Source organism: Burkholderia sp. KJ006 (assembly GCF_000262695.1).
In the GTDB taxonomy this organism is placed as follows: Bacteria; Pseudomonadota; Gammaproteobacteria; order Burkholderiales; family Burkholderiaceae; genus Burkholderia; species Burkholderia vietnamiensis.
Genome location: NC_017920.1, coordinates 154,359 through 176,475, shown reverse-complemented (window position 1 = coordinate 176,475; position 22,117 = coordinate 154,359). Strand labels below are relative to the sequence as shown.

The following is a 22,117-nucleotide window of genomic DNA, read 5'->3' as shown; positions in this document are numbered from 1 at the left end:
CATGAGCGAATCCCCGCATGCGAGCCTGCTGGAAGAAGTGGCCGCGTACTACAGCGCGCGGCTGGCGGAGCACGGCGCGACCGCGCGCGGCGTCGACTGGAACGGCGAAGCCGGCCAGTTCCTGCGCTTCGAACAACTGACGAAGATCCTGCCCGCGTCCGGCGGCCACTCGGTGAACGACATCGGTTGCGGCTACGGCGCGCTGGTCGATTTCCTGAAGGCGCGCGCGCTGCCGGACGGCTTCGCGTATGCGGGCTACGACATCTCGTCCGACATGGTCGACGCCGCGCGGCAGCGCTACCGCGACGACGCGAACGTCGCGTTTCATGTCGGCGCGGTGCCGCAGGCTGCGTCGGACTACGGGATCGCATCCGGCATCTTCAACGTCAGGCGCGGTCACGGCGACGACGCGTGGCTCGACTACATCCACGCGACGCTCGACACGCTGCACGCGACGAGCCGCTTGGGCTTCGCGTTCAACTGCCTGACGTCGTATTCCGATCCGCCGTTCATGCGCCCGGATCTCCTGTACTACGCAGATCCGTGTGCGCTGTTCGATCGCTGCAAGCGCCGCTATTCGCGCCACGTCGCGCTGCTGCACGACTACGGCCTGTACGAATTCACGATTCTCGTCCGCAAGGACATCTGAGCGGCGCCGCGCGCGAGCCGCGCGGCCGAACGTCCCCACCTTACCGCGGAGCCTGACCATGTTCGGCCCACCCAATCTCGACAGCATTCCGTTCGGCCGTCCGTTCGTGGTCGGCAAGGAGCTCTACTACATCGCGAAAGCGGTCGAGCAGGGCGGCCTCGCCGGCGACCAGGCGTTCACGAAGCTCTGCCACCGCTGGCTGGAAGCGCGCATCGGCTGCCAGCGCGCGCTGCTCACGCACTCGTGCACGGCCGCGCTCGAGATGGCCGCGATTCTCGCCGACGTGCAGCCCGGCGACGAAGTGATCATGCCGTCCTACACGTTCGTGTCGACCGCCAATGCGTTCGTGCTGCGCGGCGCGACGCCGGTGTTCGTCGACATCCGCCGCGACACGCTGAACCTTGACGAGACGCAGATCGCCGCCGCGATCACCAAGCGCACGCGCGCGATCGTGCCGGTGCACTACGCGGGCGTCGCATGCGACATGGACGTGATCGGGCAGCTCGCGGCGGACCACGACCTGTGGGTGATCGAGGACGCCGCTCAGGCGCTGCAGTCGACCTGGAACGGCAAGCCGCTCGGCAGCCTCGGCCACCTCGCGTGCCTCAGCTTCCACGAAACCAAGAATGTGATCTCGGGCGAAGGCGGCGCGCTGCTGGTCAACGACCCGCGCCTCGTCGAGCGCGCGGAGATCATCCGCGAGAAGGGCACCAACCGCAGTCAGTTCTTCCGCGGGCAGGTGGACAAGTACACATGGGTCGACGTCGGCTCGTCGTTCCTGCCGGGCGAGCTGATCGCGGCGTTCCTGTACGCACAGTTCGAGCACGCGGACGTGATCACCGCGCAGCGGCGCGCGACCGTGCAGCGCTACCAGGACGCGCTGCAGCCGCTGCATGCGGACGGGCTGATCGAGCTGCCCGCGATTTCGCTCGCCGAGCGCGGCAACGGCCACATGTTCTATTTCCTCGCACGCGACCTCGCCGAACGCACCGAGCTGCTGGAGCAGATCCGCACGGTGGGCGTGAACGCGGTGTTCCACTACGTGCCGCTGCACAGTTCGCCGGCCGGCCAGCGCTACGGGCGCTGCGGGTCCGGCATGGCGGTGACGGACCTCGTCGCCGACCGGCTCGTCCGGCTGCCGCTGTACCACGACATGACCGAAGCCGAACAGGATCGCATTCTCGACGTGGTCTTCGATTTCTACCGCACCCGATAACGATGACGACTCACAAACCTGGCTTGGCGCACAGCGGTTCGCGCATCTTTACGCGACTCGACCGCCCGTACTACATACTCGCGCCGAATTTCCGGCAAACCTCCGGCGGGATCCGCGCAATGCACTACCTGTGCCACACGCTGAACCTGCTCGGCCACGAAGCGTACGTCTGCACGCCGGTCGTGCATCCCGACCTGCGCACGCCGCCGCTGACCAACGACATCGTGCAGGCGCACGCCCGCGCGAATCGCAGCCCGATCGTCGTCTACCCGGACGTCGTCACCGGCAATCCGTTCAACGCGCGCTGCGTCGTGCGCTACCTGCTGGCCGAGCCCGGCCGCATCAACGGTGAACCGATCGCCCTGCAGCCGGACGACCTCATCTTCACGTTCGGGCCGTCGCTGGTGCCCGACGGATGGAAGGCGGACCTGCTGCGCATGCCGCTGGTCGACACGCGCATCTTCAACAGCGACGGTGTCGACGACGCCCGCCGCAACGGCACGGCCGTCTTCATCAATCGCCACCTGCGGCGCGGCGGCACGCTGCATCCGGTCACCGCCGAGTCGATCGAAATCTCGACCCGCGTGCCGGAACGGTCGGCGCACGAACTCGCGGCGCTGTTCCGACAGGTCGAGTGCGTGTACATGTACGAATGGTCGACCGCCGTGTTCGAGGCGCTGCTGTGCGGCTGCCCGGTCGTGTGCATCATGAATGACGCGTCGCTGTCGGAGCCGACCCGGTGGGTGATGGACGGCAAGGGCATCGCGTGGGGGCTCGACGAACACGAGATCGCTCACGCGAAGGCCACCGTTCATGAAGCGCGCAGCGTCTACCTGAAGGAAGAGGAGACCTTCTGGCAGCAGTTGCAGAACTTCGTCGAACGGACCCAGGCCCACGCGGACAAGCTGGATGCGCAGGCCGTCGCGACGGGCGCCGCCGCCCAGGGACAGCCGGCGTCCGCGCCGCGCTCGTGCATCGCGGTCGTCACCGCCGAACCGGCCGACCACGCGCACACCAGCCTGCGCTTCGCGCAGCCGTTCGCGCGGCTGGACCGCGAATGGGCGCTGACTTTCCCCGTCACGCCAGCCGGCATCGATCCCGACGCGCTGCAGCGCGCGGACCTGATCGTGCTGCAGGGCGACACGCCCGGCCTGCTGTCCCCCGCCACGCTGGAACACCTGTTCTCGCTCGGCAAGCCGGTCGTCCTCGAGATCGACGCGCCGCTCGACACGCTGCTCGCCGACATCCCCGGCGCGGCCGACAACGCGCGCCGCAAGGCGGGCATCCGCAGCGCCGTGCAGCGCGCGCATGCGCTCGTCGCGCCGTCGGAAGCGCTGGTGCGGCAGTACCGTCATGTCAACGCATCGGTCCACGTGCTGCCGACCGGCGTCGATCTCGAGCGTCTGCACCGCGCGGCGCCCGGCGTGCGCGACCACGTGAACCTCGCGGTTTCCGGCACCGGTCTCGACGGCGCGCGTCTCGAGCAGGTCCGCCTCGCGCTGGCCGAGCTCCGCCGCCGGTTTCCGGGGAAGCTCCGGGTGTCGTTCGTCGGCGCGGCGCTGCCGGCCGGCTGGGACCGCGAACCGGACGTCACGCTGATCGCAGAGCCTGCCGCTTACGAGAGCTACGCCGACGCGCTGAAGCGCGCGGACCTCGACATCGCGCTGGTCGCGGCGCCGGTCACGTTGCGCGGCGATGCGCCGCCGCGCGCATGGCTCGAATGCTCGGCGGTCGGCGCGGCCACGGTGCTCGTCGCCACGCCGGCGGAAGGCTGCTCGGTCGTCCACGGCCGCACGGGCTGGCTCGTCGCCGACACCGCCGACGCGTGGGTCGACGCGATCGCGCACCTGATCGAGCATCCGCAAACCCGCGCGCAACTCGCCGCGGCCGCGCAGGATGAGATCCGCGCGCAGCACGACATCGGCCGCAACGCCTCGCGCCACGGTGCGCTGTACGCGCGACTGCTGGCGGAGAACCGGACGCTGGCGCCGGTCGCCGCGACCGCGGACGCCGCACCGCGCCGCAAGCGCCTGATCGTGTATTCGATCGATCCGGACGCATGCGCGTCGTCGCGAATTCGCCTCACGCTGCCGTTCGGTCTGCTGAGCGACGAATGGGAACTCGTCCCGGGCATCCGGGACGGCCAGATCGACAGCAGCGCGCTAGCAACGGCCGACGCCATCCTGCTGCACCGGCTGACGCCCGGCATACTGACCGGCAACGACCTGTACACGATCTTCAAGCATGAGAAGCCGGTGATCTACGAGACCGACGACCTGCTGACCGAGTTGCCGGCCTCGCATCCGCTCGCCGCGCAAGGCGAGATGGCCCGCGCGGGGATCGAGCTCCTGCTGCGCAACGCGGACGCCGTGATCGTATCCACGCCGTTCATCGCCAGCCGCTACCGGCTGTTGCACCCGCGCGTTCACGTGCTGCCCGACAGCGTGGACTTCGACCGGTTCTACCGCCCCGTGACGGCGCGCGGCGACGATTGCGTGACGATCGGCATCGCCGGTGCGTCGCTGCGCGCCGACAACTTCGCGCTCGTCGACGCGGCGCTGCAGGCGATCTGCGCGCGCCATCCCGGCAAGGTCAGGGTGAGTTTCGTCGGCGCGGACGTCCCGCCGGGCTGGGCCGGCCACCCGGCCGCCGGGTGGGAGCCCGAGCTTCACGACTACGACGCGCACGCACGACGCCTGCCGGAACGGCGCTGGGACATCGCACTGCTGCCGCTCGCCGACCACGACTACAACGCCGGCACGAGCACGATCCAGTGGCAGGAATACGCGGCGGCCGGCATCGCCTCGATCGTCAGCGACCGGCCAGCCTATCGCTTCGCGCTGCACGACGGCTGCGACGGCCTGCTGGTCCCGGATGCGCCGCAGGCCTGGGTCGACGCGCTCGACCGGCTGATCGCGAACCCGGCGCTGCGCCGCGGGCTCGCGCGCACGGCGCAGGCGAAGGTCCGCAAGCATCACGCGCTGCAGCAGGTGCTGCCGCGCTATCGCCATGTGTATCAGCAGTGCATCGACAAAGGCGCTGTCGGCAACCAGCCCGGCCGGACGGATGCGCCGATCCTCGGCGCGCTGATCCTGGACGCCGAGGGCGATCTCGACAAGGTTCGGCTGAGTCTGCAGGAAATCGCAAGGCGGCCGGAACAGGATCTGCTGGCGGTCGTGCTGACCACGTCGCAGGCGCCGCTGCCCGAATGGACCGACAAGCTGCGCTACCTGCACGCGCCCGCGCACGAGTACACGGCCACCGTCGAGCAGCTCTGCGCACTGCCGGCGTTCGACTGGACGCTGATCGTCGAAGCGGGCGACGGGCGTGCCGCGCAGGCACGAACGCCCGCCGATGCCGCGATCGCGTAGTTCGGCGCGCGCCGCGCCGCTTGCCTGACGCCGGCGGCCCGGCGCGCTACCCGGCAGCGCGCCCTGTGTTCAGTTGCTCGAACAGCCGCCGCAACTGCTCGAGCTGCATGAGCTCGACGAACTGCACGAACTCGAACTACTGCTGTCCCCGGCGCCCGAGTCGGACGAACCGCTCGACCCGCCGGTTTTCACGGCGACGGGCGGCGGCGCCATCAGCACTTCCGAATGCGCGGCCCACACGGTGCCGGCGAGCGCGCCGGCGCCGAACGGCGCGGCCGTCCACAAGAGCCCGTCCGGCGTCGCACGGTCGCCCCGGCGTTCGCCGCGGTGCGCGTCAAGCGCCACCGCGCCCGAAGCCGGGCAGGCGTCCGACCATGAAGTGGTACGCGACCATGAACGCCGTCATGAAAATCATCAGCGGCAGCATGGGCTGGCCGCGGGTCAGGCCGACCGGGAGCTTCGCCGCGCCCGCGCAGAACACGAGCAGCGGGATCGCGCGCGCGGCGGGCTCGCTCGACGGGCCGTCGCGCAGTTCTGCGCACTGCACCGGGGCGTCGGCGGGCACGACCGGCTCAGCCACGGGGCACGACCAGATCGCTTCGGGCGGCTCGCAGCCACAGCCTGCGGTAGCTGTCGAGCGTCTGCCGGCAGTGCCGCGCGTACTGCGCGGCCTCGTCGGGCGCGCCCGCGCCCGGCACGTGGTGCAGCGGCGCGCGCAGCACGCCGGCGCAGAACACGTTCCGGTATTCGCGCGTGTATTGCAGGTGCAGGTGCCATGCGGCGTCGACCGCGCGCGACGGCGTGACCGGATGCCGGCTGCCTGCGCGAGGATCCAGACACAACAAATCAAACGAAACACGAAATTATTTCAAAAATACATAAGCATTAAATTGCACCAGAATCAATTAATTCGGCGCGACCATACGAAATAAAACACCGAGCGAAAAAATCACTCGGACTGCAAACCAAAATAACCCCGTCAAATCTGACAGATAGGAATTTGGCAACCACCGCCTAATATTATTCTGCCGACCCGATTCAATTTCGGCCACACTACCCCCAAAAAAACTACGGGGATAGCCGTTAACAAAATGATTAGAAGAGGGCAAAAATGGGTGTTTATATCATTGAATATGGTCAAGATACCAACTTCGTGCTCGCCGTCCAGGACCAAATGCTGGGCTCGTCGGTCGTAATCAAGAACAAGAAAGGGCTCGCGCCGCGATATGCCTTTTGGGATGTCGACTTCGACAGCGGCGTCATTTCGCTCAATTCGAGTGGCGGCGGGATTGCGATCGGTGCAACGCCGATCGCCGCCGAATCCTATGCGAAGCTCGCCCTTCGTCAGGATGCGATACATTTCGATTTCTTCCTGCATCCCGGCTACCTCATGGTCGATGTCAATCCGCCCCTGTGCCTCGACGTCAAGGACCGCAGAATTGCCGACGGGACGCCGACGTGGCTCTACCCGTACAACGGCTCGCCGGCTCAACAGTGGAATCTCATCCCGCTGCGCAACCTCAACGCGTTCGAATAAGACGCCGATCGAGGTCGACAGGCTCGTAGCGAGCCTTCCAGACCTTCGTCGCTCGAGCGCCGCTCGAGTCTGATCACGCCGTTGATACTGAAGCCCGCGGACCAGGAGTTCGCGGGCTTTTTCGTCGTGATCTGTCCCGCCACAAGCGAATACACGTGCTCTGCGCCGCGCGCGGGGCATCGTCGCTGCATGGATGATTGGCTGACCTGAACCGGCACATTGAGAGCCTGCTTCGCGAAGGCACGTGTTCGAAGCCGATCACGATGCCGGCCATGTAGACCTGGAGTCTGGCGGCCACCCGACTGACTGGATGGATGTCGCGCTGCAAACGGCCGAGCTGGTGCCGATGCTAGCTGCAACTTAGCTGCAACGGGTCTGCACGACGAAGGGAAGAAACCGCTGAGAGCCTTGAGAGGCTTGGCGCGCCCGGCTGGGATCGAACCAGCAACCCCTGCCTTCGGAGGGCAGTACTCTATCCATTGAGCTACGGGCGCATATGACAGTGACGACGGTGAAACGACCCCGATAAACCAGTCGCCACCGTTGGCAAGACGGCAAGGATACCCGGTTTCCCATGACGCGTCCACCTCGCGCCCGAATCCCCGTCCGGCCGGCTTCCCGTGCGGGTAAACACGCGCCGCCGCGCCGCTCGCCGTGATGTAAACGTTCCGTCTATAATCGTCCGTGCTTCATTGGACTGCCATTTTGCCGTTGCACCGCGCACAATTCCTAATCACGGAGACGAGGCAAGCATGAGCGAAGCACCCCACGAATCTCCCGTCAAAACTCCCGGGCAGCTGATTGCCGTTGTCATCGCGTCATTCGCCATTCCGATCGCCCTGATCGTCCTGTTCGCCAGCTATGCCAACCACGCGTTCCGTTCGGGCGCGGGCACCGACGCGCTCTCCGACCAGCAGGTCGCCGCACGCATCGCGCCGATCGCGCAGGTCGAGGTGAAGGACGCCAACGCGCCTCGCACCTACAAGACAGGCGAGGAAGTCTACAAAGCCGTGTGCGTGACCTGTCACGGCACCGGCGCGGCCGGCGCGCCGAAGTTCGGCAACAAGGACGACTGGGCGCCGCGCATCGCGCAGGGCTACGACACGCTGCTGAAGACCGCGCTGTCGGGCAAGGGCGCAATGCCACCGCGCGGCGGCACGAACCCCGACGACGTCAGCGATTATGAAATCGCCCGCGCGATCGTCTACATGACCAACAATGCAGGAGCGAACTTCGCCGAACCCGCCGCGCCGGCCGCCAACGCCACACCGGCCGCGGGCGGCGCATCGGGTGCAGCAGGCGCATCGGGCGCCGACGCATCGAACGCACAGGCCGCCGCGGCAATGGCCGCGATCGCCGCAATTCCGAAGGCCGGCGACACGCCCGCGGCCGCGCCGACCAGCGCCGACGCCGCGTCGGCCGGCAAGGCGCTGTACACGCAGGTATGCCAGGCCTGTCACGCAGCGGGCGTGCTCGGCGCACCGAAATTCGGCAGCAAGGAGGACTGGGCGCCGCGCCTGAAGGACTCGATGGACACCGTCTACAACTTCGCGCTGCACGGCAAGGGGGCGATGCCGCCGAAGGGTGGCTCGAACGCGTCCGACGCCGACGTGAAGGCGGCCGTCGACTACATGGTCAACGCGGCGAAGTAACGCGCTCGCCGGCCAACGGAAAAAACCCCCGCGATGCACTCGCATCGCGGGGGTTTCTTTTTACCGGGCTGGCAGATCGAGCGTCGCCTCGGAACGGCGCAACGATTCGCGGAATTACTTCTGCAACAACGCCTTCAAACTCGCGAGCCGGTCCTTCGGCGTCATCGGCGCTTCCTCCGGCGTCGGCGGCGGCGCTTCGTCGAGCCCCATCTCGGGGATGAAGCGCGACGGCTCGCACACCACCGTCTCCCGCGCCCGCTTGCGCTTCTTGCACCAGTTCAGGTGCAGGCTGCGCTGCGCGCGCGTGATCGCGACGTACATCAGCCGGCGCTCCTCCTCGATCCGCTCGCTGTCGACCGGGCCGTCGTCGTCGCTGCCGCCGCGGTGCGGCATGATCCCTTCCTCGACGCCGACCAGGAACACGTGCGGATACTCGAGCCCCTTCGACGCATGCACCGTCGACAGACGCACCGCGTCCGGGTCCTCGTCCTTGCCTTCGAGCATCGACATCAGCGCGACCGTCTGAATCAGGCCGAGCAGATTCTTGCCGGTGTCCGCCAGCCCGTCCGCGTTGTGGAAGCCCTCGGCCTCGCCGTCCACGGCTTCGGTCTCCGGCTTGGTGCCCTTGCGCTTCAGCCATTCGAGGAATTCGAGCACGTTCTGCCATTTCGACTGCGCCTGCCGCTCGTCGAACGCGTCGTACAGGTACGCCTCGTAGTGAATGGCGTCCATCATGTCGTCGAGCACGACGCTCGCCGGCTCCTTGTCCGCACGCTCGGTCAGGCGCTGGATGAAGTCGCAAAACATCCGCAGCGGCTCGACCTGCCGCGCCGACAGCCGCGCCTCGATGCCGCCCATGTACACGGCCTCGAACAGCGACACCTTCGCCTGCCCGGCAAACGAGCCGAGCGCCTCGAGCGTCGTATTGCCGATCCCGCGGCGCGGCGTCGTGACCGCGCGGATGAACGCGGGATCGTCGTCGGCGTTCGCGATCAGCCGCAGATACGCGCACAGGTCCTTGATCTCCGCCTTGTCGAAGAACGACTGGCCGCCCGACAGCACGTACGGAATCCGCTCGCGCCGCAGCACCTGCTCGAAGATCCGCGCCTGGAAGTTGCCGCGATACAGGATCGCGTAGTCGCGAAACTGCGCGCGCCGCTCGAACTTGTGCGCGGACAGCCGGAACACGACCGATTCGGCCTCGTGCTCCTCGTCGTTGCACGGCGTGACGGTGATCGAATCGCCCATCCCGTGCTCGGACCACAGCTTCTTCTCGAACAGCTTCGGGTTGTTCGCGATCACGTTGTTCGCGGCGGTCAGGATCCGCACCGTCGACCGGTAGTTCTGCTCGAGCTTGATCACGTGCAGCTTCGGGAAATCCTTGCCGAGCTGCGCGAGGTTCTCGAGCGTCGCGCCGCGCCAGCCGTAGATCGCCTGATCGTCGTCGCCGACCGCCGTGAACGCGGCGCGCGGGCCGGCCAGCAGCTTCAGCAGCTCGTACTGGCACGCGTTGGTGTCCTGGTATTCGTCGATCAGCAGGTAGCGCAGCTTGTTCTGCCAGCGGTCGCGCACCTGCTCGTTGTTCGCGAACAGCTCGGCCGGCAGGCGGATCAGGTCGTCGAAATCGACGGCCTGGTACGCGTGCAGCGTCGCGACGTAGTTGCGGTAGACGAGCGCGGCCTGGTGTTCGTCCTCGTTGGCCGCGATGGTCATCGCCTCCTCGGGCATGATCAGGCCGTTCTTCCACAGCGAGATGGTGCTCTGGATCTTGCGGATCAGCCCCTTGTCGGTGGTGCCGATCTGCTCCTGGATCATGCCGAAACAGTCGTCCGAATCCATGATCGAGAACTGCGGCTTCAGGCCCACGTGCTCGGCTTCCTGACGCAGGATCTGCACGCCGAGCGAGTGGAACGTACACACGGTGAGCTGATTGACGGGCACCTTGCGGCCTTCCTTGCCGGGCGTGGTGAGCGTCTTGCCCTCCAGCAGCTTCGACACGCGCTCGCGCATCTCGGCGGCCGCCTTGTTCGTGAAGGTGACGGCCGCGATGTGGCGCGGCTCGAAGCCTTTCGCTTCGATCAGGTGCGCGATCTTCTGCGTGATCACGCGGGTCTTGCCGCTGCCCGCGCCGGCGAGCACGAGGCAGGGACCGTCGAGGTAGCGCACCGCTTCGTTCTGAGCGGGGTTGAGGCCTGCGGACATGATGGCGGATGATGTTGCGGTTGACGGCGGAACGCCGGGAGGATGCCGCGCGCGCGACGGCTGGAATGCAGGCTCACGCACGGGCAGGACGCGCATGTTAACACGTCGGCGGCCCGCTTTTCGGGAGGCCCGCCGCATGGGGCAGAGCGGGCGGGACGCTCGTTTTCGCGGGTCGGCCGAACGGCTAATCCGGCCCTCTCGTCGCCATTTCGCCGGTCCGATCGGCCACAATGGCTGCACGTCCGGCGCGCTGCTCGGCCCCGCGCCGGGCCGCCCCGCCCCGCCACTTCACCGGATCGACTCCATGGGATACCCGCTTGCCACCGCCGCCCTCGGCCCGCTGCTGTTCCTGCAAGGCCGTCACGTACGCCGCGTCACGCCGCGGCTGCCCGAGGCAGCCGGCCCGCGCGACGGCGTGACCGGCGACGGCCCGCCGCTGCGCGTGCTGGTGGTCGGCGATTCGGCTGCCGCGGGCGTCGGCGTCGCGTCGCAATGCGACGCGCTGTCCGGGCAACTGGCGCGGCGGCTCGCCGCCACGCATCGGGTCCACTGGAAACTGCTCGCACGCACGGGGCTGACCACGCGCGAGCTGATCGACTGGCTCGCGACCGAGCCGGCCGGGCGATTCGACGTCGCGGTGACGTCGCTCGGCGTCAACGACGTGACGGCCGGCGTGCCGCCGGCCCGCTGGCGCGCGCAGCAGGCCGAGCTCGTGCAGCTGCTCGCCACGCGCTTTCAGGTCGCGCACGTGATCCTGTCGGCCGTGCCGCCGATGGAGCGCTTCCCCGCACTGCCTCAGCCGCTCGCGTGGTATCTGGGGCGGCGCGCGAAACGGCTCAACGCGGCGCTGGCCGAATGGGCGGCGCCGCGGCCGAACTGCACGTTCCTGCGCGTCGCGCTGTCGTTCGAGCGCGACCAGATGGCCGCCGACGGCTTCCATCCGGGCGCGGCGGCCTGCGAGGCTTGGGCCGCGCAGGTCGCCGACGCGGTGGCGCGGCAGCGAGCTGCTGCGTGACGGCGCGCGATAGCGGGCGGCCGGTTGCGGCACCGCATCCGCAACAGTGCCGCCCACAAAGGCACGGCGAATGCCTGCCGCGCCGACGCGGTTGCCGCTTGCCGCTTGCCGCTTGCCGCTTGCCGTCTGCCGTCTGCCGTCTGCCGATGGGCATTCTGCCGACCCCGTCGATGCGGGTCGCCGCGCCATGCCAAAATAGCCGGTCGTCCCCGCGCCAACCCGGCGCGCCATCCTTTCGTTTCGTACGCAGCCAGGAATTGCCATGTCGTCATTGCTCAGGATTGGTTTGATGGGTTTCGGTTTCGCCGGCGCGACGTTCCACGCGCCGGTGATCGCCACGAGCGGCCGCACCGAGGTCACCGCGATCGCAACGGGGCAACCCGATCGCGCGCGCGCCGCATATCCGGCCGCGCGCATCGTCCCCGACCTCGAAACGCTGCTGCGGCTGGACGTCATCGACTGCGTGGTGATCGCCACGCCGAACGACACGCACTTCACGCTCGCGCGCCAGGTGCTCGAAGCCGGCCGCCACGTGGTCGTCGACAAGCCGGTCACGCTGACCGCCGACGAAGCGCTCGCGCTCGCCCGGCTCGCCAACGCGCGCAGCCGCCTGTTCGCGCCGTTCCACAACCGCCGCTGGGACGGCGACTTCCTCACCGTGCGCCGGATCGTCGAATCGGGCGAGCTCGGCCGCCTCACCTACTTCACGTCGCACTTCGACCGTTTCCGCCCGACCCCGCGCACTCGCTGGCGCGAGGAGCCGGCCCGCGGCGGCGGCCTGCTGCTCGACCTCGGCCCGCATCTGATCGATCAGGCGCTCGCATTGTTCGGCCTGCCCGAGACGGTCAGCGCGACGGTCAAGACGCGCCGCGACAACGGCACGGCGCCCGACTTCGTACACCTGATGCTCGGCTACCCGGACAAGGACGTCGCGCTGCACGCGAGCGCGCTGTCGGCGATCGAGCCCGCGCGCTTCACGCTGCACGGCACGCGCGGCAGCTACCAGAAGTTCGGGCTCGACACGCAGGAAGACCAGCTGAAGGCCCGCCTCACGCCCGACGACGTCGAATTCGGCGGCGGCAACCCGCCCGGCGTGCTGCGCACGCTCGAAGGCGAGGTCGAGGTCGAGCGGCCGGTGCCGACGCTCGACGGCCAGTACGCGGAGTTCTACCGGGCGCTCGCCGCGGCCGTCCACGACGGCGCGCCGTTCCCCGTCACGCCGCAGGACGCCGTCGACGTGATGACCATCATCGAGCTTGCCGCGCAGAGCGAACACGAAGGCCGCCGCGTACCGTTCGTACGGCGCGTCGTCTGAAAGGCGGTCGGCGCGGGCCCTTGCCGCGCCGGCCGTCGCGGCAAGCTCGATCCGCGGTCCGGCCGCACCGTGCCGCGCGCCCGCGCGGCGGCCGCTCGCGCCGCATCACGGAACAACCCCGCCGAACAAACCGTTACAAATGGTGCGGGAACGAAAGTCAGCGCTGCCCCGGTCTGACGCGTTTCTCAAAAAGTCGATCCGACACCAAACCGTCAGGAGAATTGTGATGCAACGGTTGATTCGCGCAGCGGCATGCTGCGTTCTGGTTTCCGCACTCGCGGCCTGTGTCGTGCAGCCGCAGCGATCGGTCCGGCAGGTTCCGCCGCCGCCGCCGCGCCCGAACCCGCAGGTCGTCGCCAACGAGCGCATGCAGGAAGTGCAGGGCCGGATCGACAATCTGCACCGCCGCATCGACGCGCGCGTGAACGGCGGCTACTATCCACCGCCGTACGGCGCGCAGCTGCACCATCGCCTCGACGTGATCCGCCAGGAGGCGAGCGACATGTCGACGCAGCACAGTGGCGGCCTGTCGGGCGACGAGCAGCGCGTGCTGAACCAGGAACTCGACACGGCCGCACGCGCGATCGGCGAGTGACGCCGGGCGCGCGCGGGCGCCGGCGAGCACGTCGGCGCCCGCGCCGCGCTTGTCGCGAAGCGACATTCTTTTGCTCAAATTGACAACGCCGACCCGCTCGCGTACAGTCGCCCGCACGCGTCGGGAGAGCGCGTGACCGCATAGTCGATACGCCGGTCGCGCCGCCGAAGGGGCACACCCGCAAACTCTCAGGCAAAAGGACCGACCGCGTCGGGGAATCCCGTTCCGCGCATTGCGCGGGCCGCCTTCCCCGCACTCTGGAGAGCGGCAGTAGCCCGCTGCGCACATGCTGCGCGGGCAGGCTGCCCACCGAAGGGGCGCGCGTTTGCCGGCTTGGTCCGCAGCGCAATCTCTCAGGTATCGAGGACAGAGGGGCATGTACCGGATCGCTCGCAGGCCACACGGCCGCGAAGGTCCGCACATGGCCGTTCTGACCCGCGCGCAAGCGCCTTGCCTGAGGCCTCGATGACTGCCCTGAATCACACCCCGCTCAACGCCGCGCACCGCGCGCTCAATGCCCGCATGGTCGACTTCGGCGGCTGGGACATGCCCGTCAACTACGGCTCGCAGATCGACGAGCACGAAGCCGTGCGCACCGACGCCGGCATGTTCGACGTGTCGCACATGTGCGTCGTCGATTTCACCGGCAGCCGCGTGCGCGCGTTCTTCGAGCACGCGCTCGCCAACAACGTCGGCAAGCTCAAGACGCCCGGCAAGGCGCTCTACTCGTGCCTGCTCAATCCGCAAGGCGGCGTCATCGACGATCTGATCGTCTATTACTTCACCGAAGACTTCTTCCGCGTGGTGGTCAACGCCGGCACGGCCGAGAAAGACATCGCGTGGTTCAACCAGCTCAACGAACAAGGCGGATACGGCCTGACGATCGCGCCGCGCCGCGATTTCGCGATCGTGGCCGTCCAAGGCCCGAACGCCCGTGAAAAAGTCTGGGCCACCGTGCCCGCCGCGCGCGCCGCGACGAGCGAGCTCAAGCCGTTCAACGCCGCGCAGGTCGCCGGCACGCCGTTCGGCGATCTCACCGTCGCGCGCACCGGCTACACCGGCGAAGACGGCTTCGAAGTGATCGTCCCCGCCGTGCACGTCGTCGCGCTCTGGAACGCGCTGCAGCAAAACGGCGTGCGCCCGTGCGGACTCGGCGCGCGCGACACGCTGCGCCTCGAGGCCGGCATGAACCTGTACGGCCAGGACATGGACGAAACCGTGTCCCCGCTCGACGCCGGCCTCGCATGGACGGTCGATCTCTCCGCCCCGCGCGAATTCGTCGGCCGCCCCGCGCTCGAGCGCGACGGCACGCGCGCCGCGTTCGTCGGCCTGATCCTGCAGAAGGAAAACGGCAAGGCGGGCGGCGTGCTGCGCGCGCACCAGAAAGTCGTCACGCCGCACGGCGAAGGCGAGATCACGAGCGGCACGTTCTCGCCGTCGATGCAGGAGTCGATCGCGTTCGCGCGCGTGCCGGCCGCCGTCCAGCTCGGCGACATCGTCCATGTGCAGATTCGAGACAAGCAACTTCCCGCGCGCGTGGTAAAACTGCCGTTCGTGCGCAACGGCAAGGTCCTCGCTGCGTAACGACCGGGAAGCGGCCACGGCCGCCGCCCGGCAAAGCCGGGAATGGCGCCCGGCGCAACCCCATCCGGCGCACCCCGACGGCGCGCCAGCATAACGAACACATCTTTTATCCAGGAGCATCCGATGAGCAACGTCCCGGCCGATCTGAAGTACACCGACGAACACGAGTGGGTCCGCACCGAGGCAGACGGCACGCTGACGGTCGGCATCACCGATCACGCGCAGAGCACGCTCGGCGACATCGTCTTCCTCGAGCTGCCGCAAGTCGGCAAGTCGGTGAATGCGGGCGACGCGGTGGGCGTCGTCGAATCGGTGAAGGCGGCATCCGACATCTACTCGCCGGTGTCCGGCGAAGTCGTCGCGATCAACGAAGAAGCGACCGATTCGCCGGAAGGCGTGAACGGCGACGCATACGGCGTGTGGCTGTTCAAGCTGAAGCTCGCCGACGGCGCATCGACCGACAAGCTGATCGACGCCGCCGCCTACAGCAAGCTGATCGACTAATTCCCCTACCCGAACCGCGCGCGGCCGGCCAGCCGGCGCGCGCGGGACCAGAGTCACGCCATGAAGCACGAACACCCGGACCGCCTGATGAACCGCACGCCCCTCTCGCTCGCCGCGCTCGAAACGCACGACGCGTTCGCAGAACGCCACATCGGCCCCGATGCCGCCAGCCAGCAGGCCATGCTCGACACGCTCGGCTTCGCGTCGCGCGCCGCCCTGATCGACGCCGTGATCCCCGCGTCGATCCGCCGCGCCGAAGCGCTGCCGCTCGGCCCGTTCGCGCAGCCGAAGAGCGAGGCCGAAGCGCTCGCCGCGCTGCGCGCGCTCGCGGACAAGAACCAGGTGTTCCGCTCGTACATCGGCCAGGGCTATTACGACTCGCACACGCCGGCCGTGATCCTGCGTAACGTGCTCGAAAACCCGGCGTGGTACACGGCGTACACGCCGTACCAGCCCGAAATTTCCCAGGGCCGCCTCGAGGCGCTCCTGAACTTCCAGCAGATGGTCGTCGATCTGACCGGCCTCGCGATCTCGAACGCGTCGCTGCTCGACGAAGCAACGGCCGCCGCCGAAGCGATGACGCTGCTGCAACGCACCGGCAAGCCGAAGTCGAACGTGTTCTACGTGGCCGACGACGTGCTGCCGCAAACCCTCGAAGTAGTCCGCACGCGCGCGCTGCCGATCGGCATCGAAGTGAAGACCGGCCCGGCCGCCGAGGCTGCGCAGGCCGGCGCGTTCGGCGTGCTGCTCCAGTATCCGGGCGTGAACGGCGACGTGCGCGACTACCGCGCGCTCACCGACGCGATCCACGCGGCGGGCGGCCATGTCGTCGTCGCGGCCGACCTGCTCGCGCTGACCGTGCTGACGCCGCCCGGCGAATGGGGCGCGGACGTCGCGGTCGGCAACACGCAGCGCTTCGGCGTGCCGATGGGCTTCGGCGGCCCGCACGCCGCCTACATGGCCGTGCGCGACGAATTCAAGCGCCAGATGCCGGGCCGTCTCGTCGGCGTGACCGTCGACGCGCAGGGCAAGCCCGCGCTGCGCCTCGCGCTGCAGACGCGCGAACAGCACATCCGCCGCGAGAAGGCCACGTCGAACGTGTGTACCGCGCAGGCGCTGCTCGCGATCATGGCGAGCATGTACGCGGTCTATCACGGCCCGCACGGCCTGAAGACGATCGCGCTGCGCGTGAACCGCATCGCCGCATTGCTCGCCGCGGGCGTCAAGCAGCTCGGCTTCACGACCGTCAACGACACCTTCTTCGACACGCTGACGATCGACGCCGGCGCACGCACCGCGCAGCTCCACGCCTTCGCGAACGCGAAGCGCATCAACCTGCGCCGCGTCAGCGACACGCAAGTCGGCGTGTCGGTCGACGAAACGACGACCCGCGACGACCTCGCCGATCTGCTGGCCGTGTTCGCGCAGGCCGCGGGCTGCACCGCGCCGGACGTCGACGCGCTGGACGCGGGCCTGCCCGGCGTCGCCGCGCTGCCGGCCGGCCTCGAGCGCACGAGCGCGTACCTGACGCACCACGTGTTCAACCGCCACCATTCCGAAACCGAGATGCTGCGCTACCTGCGCAGCCTGTCGGACAAGGACCTCGCGCTCGACCGCTCGATGATTCCGCTCGGCTCGTGCACGATGAAGCTGAACGCGACGTCGGAAATGCTGCCGGTCACGTGGCCCGAGTTCGGCCGCATCCATCCGTTCGCGCCGTCCGAGCAGACGGCCGGCTACCGCGAGATGATCGACCAGCTCGAGCAGATGCTCGTCGCGGCCACCGGCTACGCGGCCGTGTCGCTGCAGCCGAACGCCGGCTCGCAGGGCGAGTACGCGGGGCTGCTGGTGATCCATGCGTACCACGCGTCGCGCGGCGAAGCGCATCGCGACGTCTGCCTGATCCCGGCGTCCGCGCACGGCACCAACCCGGCGTCCGCGCACATGGCCGGCATGAAGGTCGTGGTCGTCGCGTGCGACGCGCAGGGCAACGTCGACATCGCCGACCTGAAAGCGAAGGCCGAACAGCACGCGAACGACCTCGCGGCGATCATGATCACGTATCCGTCGACGCACGGCGTGTTCGAGCAGAACGTGCGCGAGATCTGCGAGATCGTCCATGCGCACGGCGGCCAGGTGTACGTCGACGGCGCGAACATGAACGCGATGGTCGGCCTCACCGCGCCGGGCCAGTTCGGCGGCGACGTGTCGCACCTGAACCTGCACAAGACCTTCTGCATCCCGCACGGCGGCGGCGGCCCGGGCGTCGGCCCGGTCGCGGTCGGCCCGCACCTCGCGAAGTTCCTGCCGAACCAGCGTTCGACCGGCTACGCGCGCGGCGAAGAGGGGATCGGCGCGGTGTCGGCCGCGCCGTACGGCTCCGCGTCGATCCTGCCGATCTCGTGGATGTACATCGCGATGATGGGCGCGAAGAACCTGACCGCCGCCACCGAGACGGCGATCCTCAACGCGAACTACATCGCGAAGCGCCTCGCGCCGCACTACCCGGTGCTGTATTCGGGCCCGGGCGGACTCGTCGCGCACGAGTGCATTCTCGACCTGCGGCCGATCAAGGAAACCAGCGGCATCACCGTCGACGACGTCGCGAAGCGCCTGATGGACTACGGCTTCCACGCGCCGACGATGAGCTTCCCGGTGCCCGGCACGCTGATGGTCGAGCCGACCGAATCGGAATCGCAGGAAGAACTCGACCGCTTCATCGCCGCGATGATCGCGATCCGCGAGGAAATCCGCGCCGTCGAGGAAGGCCGCGCCGACCGCGAGGACAACCCGCTGCGTCACGCGCCGCATACGGCAGCCGTCGTCACCGCGAACGAGTGGCCGCATGCGTACTCGCGCGAGCAGGCCGCGTATCCGGTCGCATCGCTCGTCACGAACAAGTACTGGCCGCCGGTCGGCCGCGCGGACAACGCATACGGCGACCGCAACCTGTTCTGCTCGTGCGTGCCGATGTCGGAATACGCATAACGCGCGGCGACACCGGCCTCCGATCGTGACCGGACCGCACGCAACCGCTGGTTGCGTGCGGTTTTTGCGTTGTCGGCCGGGCCGTCCGGTGCGCGCTGGACCGCCGATCGGGCTAACATCACACGCGATCCAGCCAATCAAGGAGTTCCGCATGGTGCGTCCGATGTTTCCGGGCCATGGTGCAACGCAGGACCGGCCGGCCACGTGCCGTTCGTTGCCGTTGCTCGTCGCGTCGCTGTCGCTCGTCGTTGCCGGCCTCGGTACGGCCGGCAGCGCGCGCGCGGCCATGAATTTCTGCGCGGCGCCCGCGTTGCAGGCGAGCGAGACGACGCAGGCCGAGCCGGGCGTGCAGGCGCTGATCCGCAGCGTCGACGCGCGCATCGGCGAACAGCCGAAGGCGATGCCGCGCGTGCATACCGAAGGCACGCTGCCGCATGAAGGCATCTACGACCAGAGCAACGACGCGCTGAAGGACATGGAGCTGATGCGCGACGCCGCGCTCGCGTGGCGGGTGACCAATGCGCCGCGCTACCTGCAGCTGGTCGACCGCTTCCTGTCCGCGTGGGTGTCGACCTACGAGCCGAGCTTCAATCCGATCGACGAGACGCGCTTCGACAGCCTGATCATCGCGTACGACATGACCGCCAGCGCGCTGCCGGTGAAGACCCGCAACGCGACCGCGGCGTTCATCGCGAAGCTCGGCGCGGGCTACGTCGCGCAGATCGACGCGCAGAAGCGTCCGCTCACCGGCACCTGGCGCAACAACTGGCAGAGCCACCGGATCAAGCTGATCGCGCTGTCGGCCTTCACGCTCGGCGACCGCCGGATGATGAACGCCGCGCAGCGGCTGTTCGTCGAACACCTCGCCGACAACATCGGCGCGGACGGCAAGACCTGGGACTTCGACGAGCGCGATGCGCTGCACTACACGGTGTACGACCTGCAGCCGCTGGTGACGGCCGCGCTCGCCGCACGCCGCTTCAACCGTAACTGGCTGCGCGAGCGCGGCACGAATGGCGCGACGCTCGCGGCCGCGCTCGACTGGCTCGTGCCGTATGCGCGCGGCGAGAAGACGCACGACGAATTCGTGCATTCGGCGGTGCCATTCGACGCGAAGCGCCGCGAAGCCGGGCTACCGGGCTACACGGGGCAGTGGGACCCGAAAAACGCCACCGAACTCTTTCATCTGGCCGCGCGGCTCGACGGGCGCTATGCCCGCGTCGCGCGGCAGCTCTCCGTCATGCCGCCCGCATGGCTGGCCGCGTGCCTGCCGCTGCAGGCGCGCTAGCACTACTTTCAACGCAAGGCAGGAATCGAAATGGCAGTCAGCGTGTTTGACCTCTTCAAGATCGGCATCGGCCCGTCCAGCTCGCATACGGTCGGCCCGATGCGCGCGGCGCTGATGTTCGTGCAGGGCCTGGAGCGCGACGGGCTGCTCGATGCGACCGCCCACGTGAAGGTCGAGCTGTACGGCTCGCTGGGTGCGACCGGCAAGGGCCACGGCACCGACCGCGGCGTGATGCTCGGGCTGCTCGGCGACGCGCCCGACACCGTCGATCCGGACACCATCGACGCGCGGCTCGAACAGATCCGCACGTCGAAGCAGCTCGCGCTGCTCGGCAGGCATCCGGTGCCGTTCGTGCTGAAGGAGCACATCGCGTTCTACCGGCAGGCGCTGCCGGAGCATCCGAACGGGATGAAACTGCGCGCCGCCGACGCGGCGGGCGCGGTGCTCGCCGAGCGCACCTATCTGTCGGTCGGCGGCGGCTTCGTCGTGACGGCCGGCGCGCCGAACACGAAGGTGCTGAGCGCGGCCGAGCAGATGACGCATCCGTTTCGCACCGGCGCCGAGCTGCTCGCGCTGGCCGAGTCGACCGGCAAGTCGATCGCGCAGCTGATGTGGGAAAACGAGCGCGCGTGGCACACCGAGGAACAGACGCGCGACGGCCTGCTGAAGATCTGGGCGGTGATGCAGTCGTGCGTATCGCGCGGCTGCGGGATCGGCAACCCGAACGCCGACGGCAACCTGCCCGGCCCGTTCCAGGTCAAGCGCCGCGCGCCGCAGCTGTATCGCGCGTTGACCGGCAACCCCGAGCGCGCGCTGCAGGACCCGCTGTCGATGGTCGACTGGATCAACCTGTATGCGATCGCGGTCAACGAGGAGAACGCGGCCGGCGGCCGCGTCGTGACCGCGCCGACCAACGGCGCGGCCGGCATCATTCCCGCGGTGCTGCATTACTACACGCGCTTCACGCCGGGCGCGAACGAACAGGGCGTGATCGACTTCCTGCTGACGGCCGCGGCGATCGGCATCCTGTACAAGCTCAACGCGTCGATTTCCGGCGCGGAAGTGGGCTGTCAGGGCGAAGTGGGCGTCGCGTGCTCGATGGCGGCCGGCGCGCTCGCCGCCGTGCTCGGCGGCACGCCGCGCCAGGTCGAGAACGCGGCCGAGATCGGGATGGAGCACAACCTCGGCCTCACCTGCGACCCGGTCGGCGGGATGGTGCAGATCCCGTGCATCGAGCGCAACGCGATGGCGTCGGTGAAGGCCGTCAACGCGGCGCGCATGGCGCTGCGCGGCGACGGCTCGCACTACGTGTCGCTCGATTCGGTGATCAAGACGATGCGCGAGACGGGCGCCGACATGAAGACGAAGTACAAGGAAACGTCGCGCGGCGGGCTCGCCGTGAACATCGTCGAGTGCTGATGCGCGGCACGGCGGCAAGGCGGCGCGAATCGCCGTCGCGCCTTGCCGCCGCACGCGCCGCCCGGCGCTAATCGTTCAGCCAGTTCTCCAGCCGCAATCCCGGATAGCTCGTGAAATCGCGCTCGTCATTCGTCACCAGCACGACATCGAGCGACACCGCATGAGCGGCGATCAGTTTGTCGAGATGATCCTTCTTCCATGCGCGCGTTGCGTCACGCACGGGCCCATATGCTTGCGCGGCCGCGGCGTCGAACGGCGCGACGGGAATATCCTCGATCAGCGCCGCAAGATGGCGGCGCTCACGCGCGGGCGCCGCGCAAGCGGTGACGCCGTACTCCAGCTCGGCATACGTGATCGCCGACATCACGACGTCGCCCGTGTAGCACTGCGCAAATCGCTTCGCCACTTGCTCGGGCTGGCTCTTCATCAAGTAGATGCACATGTTGGTGTCGAGCATGTAGCGCGGCATCACAACCCCTCGCGTTCGGCCTGCTCGTGGTCGCCACGCCCTTCCGCCATGAAATCGGGCGCGAACTTCGCGAACTTCTTGAGCACCTGCGTCAACGGCCGTCGCGCCGGCCGGATGCGAATCTCGTCGCCGATGCGCTCGATCTCGAGCTCGATATCGCTGCGCTCATAAGCGAGATCCGCAGGAATTCGCACGGCCTGCGAATTGCCGTTCCGAAATACCCTCGTGGTATGCATGTCGACCTCTCGTCGGATGTACTGAGGATGTACATCATATGACGCCATGCGTGATGTAAATCCCTGTGTGTACATAA

At 68.3% G+C, this 22,117-nt stretch carries 16 protein-coding genes, 1 tRNA gene, 1 pseudogene and 2 riboswitches; of the genes and pseudogenes, 13 read left to right on the top strand and 5 right to left on the bottom strand.

The features are described from left to right. Position 1: 1 nt before the first annotated feature. Genes MYA_RS00740 through MYA_RS00730 form a run of 3 tightly spaced genes read left to right on the top strand, consistent with a single transcriptional unit; the run spans position 2 to position 5,236 of the window. Positions 2-649, top strand: a complete 648-nt coding sequence (locus MYA_RS00740) for a class I SAM-dependent methyltransferase (RefSeq protein WP_014722213.1) — start codon at positions 2-4, stop codon at positions 647-649. 58 nt (positions 650-707) lie between these two features. After that, the gene (gene rffA / locus MYA_RS00735; RefSeq protein WP_014722212.1) at positions 708-1,865 is read left to right on the top strand and encodes a dTDP-4-amino-4,6-dideoxygalactose transaminase; all 1,158 of its coding nucleotides are present in this window, start codon (positions 708-710) and stop codon (positions 1,863-1,865) included. 2 nt (positions 1,866-1,867) lie between these two features. Beyond that, positions 1,868-5,236: a glycosyltransferase gene (locus MYA_RS00730; protein WP_041493725.1), complete on the top strand. Its 3,369-nt coding sequence runs from the start codon at positions 1,868-1,870 to the stop codon at positions 5,234-5,236. 69 nt (positions 5,237-5,305) lie between these two features. On the opposite strand, the pseudogene MYA_RS29110 reads toward MYA_RS00730, so the two are convergent. After that, a pseudogene (locus tag MYA_RS29110) lies at positions 5,306-6,048 on the bottom strand (TIGR04222 domain-containing membrane protein); the annotation flags it as partial. Between the two features lie 299 nt (positions 6,049-6,347). Between MYA_RS29110 and MYA_RS00710 the strand changes: the two are divergent. Then, positions 6,348-6,773, top strand: a complete 426-nt coding sequence (locus MYA_RS00710; protein ID WP_041493721.1) for an RICIN domain-containing protein — start codon at positions 6,348-6,350, stop codon at positions 6,771-6,773. Between the two features lie 418 nt (positions 6,774-7,191). On the opposite strand, the gene MYA_RS00705 is transcribed toward MYA_RS00710, so the two are convergent. Continuing rightward, a tRNA-Arg gene (locus tag MYA_RS00705) sits at positions 7,192-7,267 on the bottom strand. A gap of 258 nt (positions 7,268-7,525) precedes the next feature. Here MYA_RS00705 and MYA_RS00700 point away from each other — a divergent pair. Further along, on the top strand, positions 7,526-8,425 hold the full coding sequence (locus MYA_RS00700; RefSeq protein WP_014722208.1) for a c-type cytochrome: 900 nt from the start codon (positions 7,526-7,528) through the stop codon (positions 8,423-8,425). A 114-nt stretch (positions 8,426-8,539) separates the two neighbouring features. Here the strand turns inward: MYA_RS00700 and MYA_RS00695 are convergent, their stop codons facing one another. Beyond that, positions 8,540-10,627: a UvrD-helicase domain-containing protein gene (locus MYA_RS00695; protein WP_011882856.1), complete on the bottom strand. Its 2,088-nt coding sequence runs from the start codon at positions 10,625-10,627 to the stop codon at positions 8,540-8,542. A gap of 304 nt (positions 10,628-10,931) precedes the next feature. Here MYA_RS00695 and MYA_RS00690 point away from each other — a divergent pair, with 304 nt between their 5' ends. The 8 genes from MYA_RS00690 to MYA_RS00655 all read left to right on the top strand — a co-directional run bounded on the left by MYA_RS00690 (position 10,932) and on the right by MYA_RS00655 (position 21,335). Then, positions 10,932-11,642, top strand: coding sequence for an SGNH/GDSL hydrolase family protein (locus MYA_RS00690; protein ID WP_014722207.1), 711 nt, complete (start codon positions 10,932-10,934; stop codon positions 11,640-11,642). Between the two features lie 262 nt (positions 11,643-11,904). Next, on the top strand, positions 11,905-12,957 hold the full coding sequence (locus MYA_RS00685) for an oxidoreductase (RefSeq protein WP_034192972.1): 1,053 nt from the start codon (positions 11,905-11,907) through the stop codon (positions 12,955-12,957). A 226-nt stretch (positions 12,958-13,183) separates the two neighbouring features. Next, positions 13,184-13,552, top strand: coding sequence for a hypothetical protein (locus MYA_RS00680; RefSeq protein ID WP_011882853.1), 369 nt, complete (start codon positions 13,184-13,186; stop codon positions 13,550-13,552). 111 nt (positions 13,553-13,663) lie between these two features. Beyond that, positions 13,664-13,766, top strand: a riboswitch (glycine riboswitch). A 33-nt stretch (positions 13,767-13,799) separates the two neighbouring features. Further along, positions 13,800-13,932: riboswitch (glycine riboswitch) on the top strand. A gap of 85 nt (positions 13,933-14,017) precedes the next feature. After that, positions 14,018-15,136 (top strand): glycine cleavage system aminomethyltransferase GcvT, encoded by a 1,119-nt coding sequence (gene gcvT / locus MYA_RS00675; protein WP_014722204.1) that lies wholly within the window; start codon positions 14,018-14,020, stop codon positions 15,134-15,136. A gap of 123 nt (positions 15,137-15,259) precedes the next feature. Next, entirely contained in the window at positions 15,260-15,640 is a 381-nt protein-coding gene (gene gcvH / locus MYA_RS00670; RefSeq protein WP_011882851.1) for a glycine cleavage system protein GcvH, read from the top strand. A 60-nt stretch (positions 15,641-15,700) separates the two neighbouring features. After that, positions 15,701-18,628, top strand: coding sequence for an aminomethyl-transferring glycine dehydrogenase (gene gcvP, locus MYA_RS00665; protein WP_014722203.1), 2,928 nt, complete (start codon positions 15,701-15,703; stop codon positions 18,626-18,628). Positions 18,629-18,779: 151 nt separating this feature from the next. After that, positions 18,780-19,916 (top strand): alginate lyase family protein, encoded by a 1,137-nt coding sequence (locus MYA_RS00660; RefSeq protein WP_011882849.1) that lies wholly within the window; start codon positions 18,780-18,782, stop codon positions 19,914-19,916. Positions 19,917-19,946: 30 nt separating this feature from the next. Beyond that, positions 19,947-21,335 carry an L-serine ammonia-lyase gene (locus MYA_RS00655; protein WP_014722202.1) on the top strand — a complete coding sequence of 463 codons (1,389 nt, stop codon included), beginning with the start codon at positions 19,947-19,949 and terminating at the stop codon, positions 21,333-21,335. A gap of 67 nt (positions 21,336-21,402) precedes the next feature. Here the strand turns inward: MYA_RS00655 and MYA_RS00650 are convergent, their stop codons facing one another. Both MYA_RS00650 and vapB read right to left on the bottom strand, forming a co-directional pair. Next, entirely contained in the window at positions 21,403-21,804 is a 402-nt protein-coding gene (locus MYA_RS00650) for a type II toxin-antitoxin system VapC family toxin (RefSeq protein WP_014722201.1), read from the bottom strand. Continuing rightward, positions 21,804-22,040 carry a type II toxin-antitoxin system VapB family antitoxin gene (vapB, locus tag MYA_RS00645; RefSeq protein ID WP_011882846.1) on the bottom strand — a complete coding sequence of 79 codons (237 nt, stop codon included), beginning with the start codon at positions 22,038-22,040 and terminating at the stop codon, positions 21,804-21,806. The genes MYA_RS00650 and vapB overlap by 1 nt, the downstream gene beginning before the upstream one ends. Between the last annotated feature and the right edge of the window lie 77 nt (positions 22,041-22,117).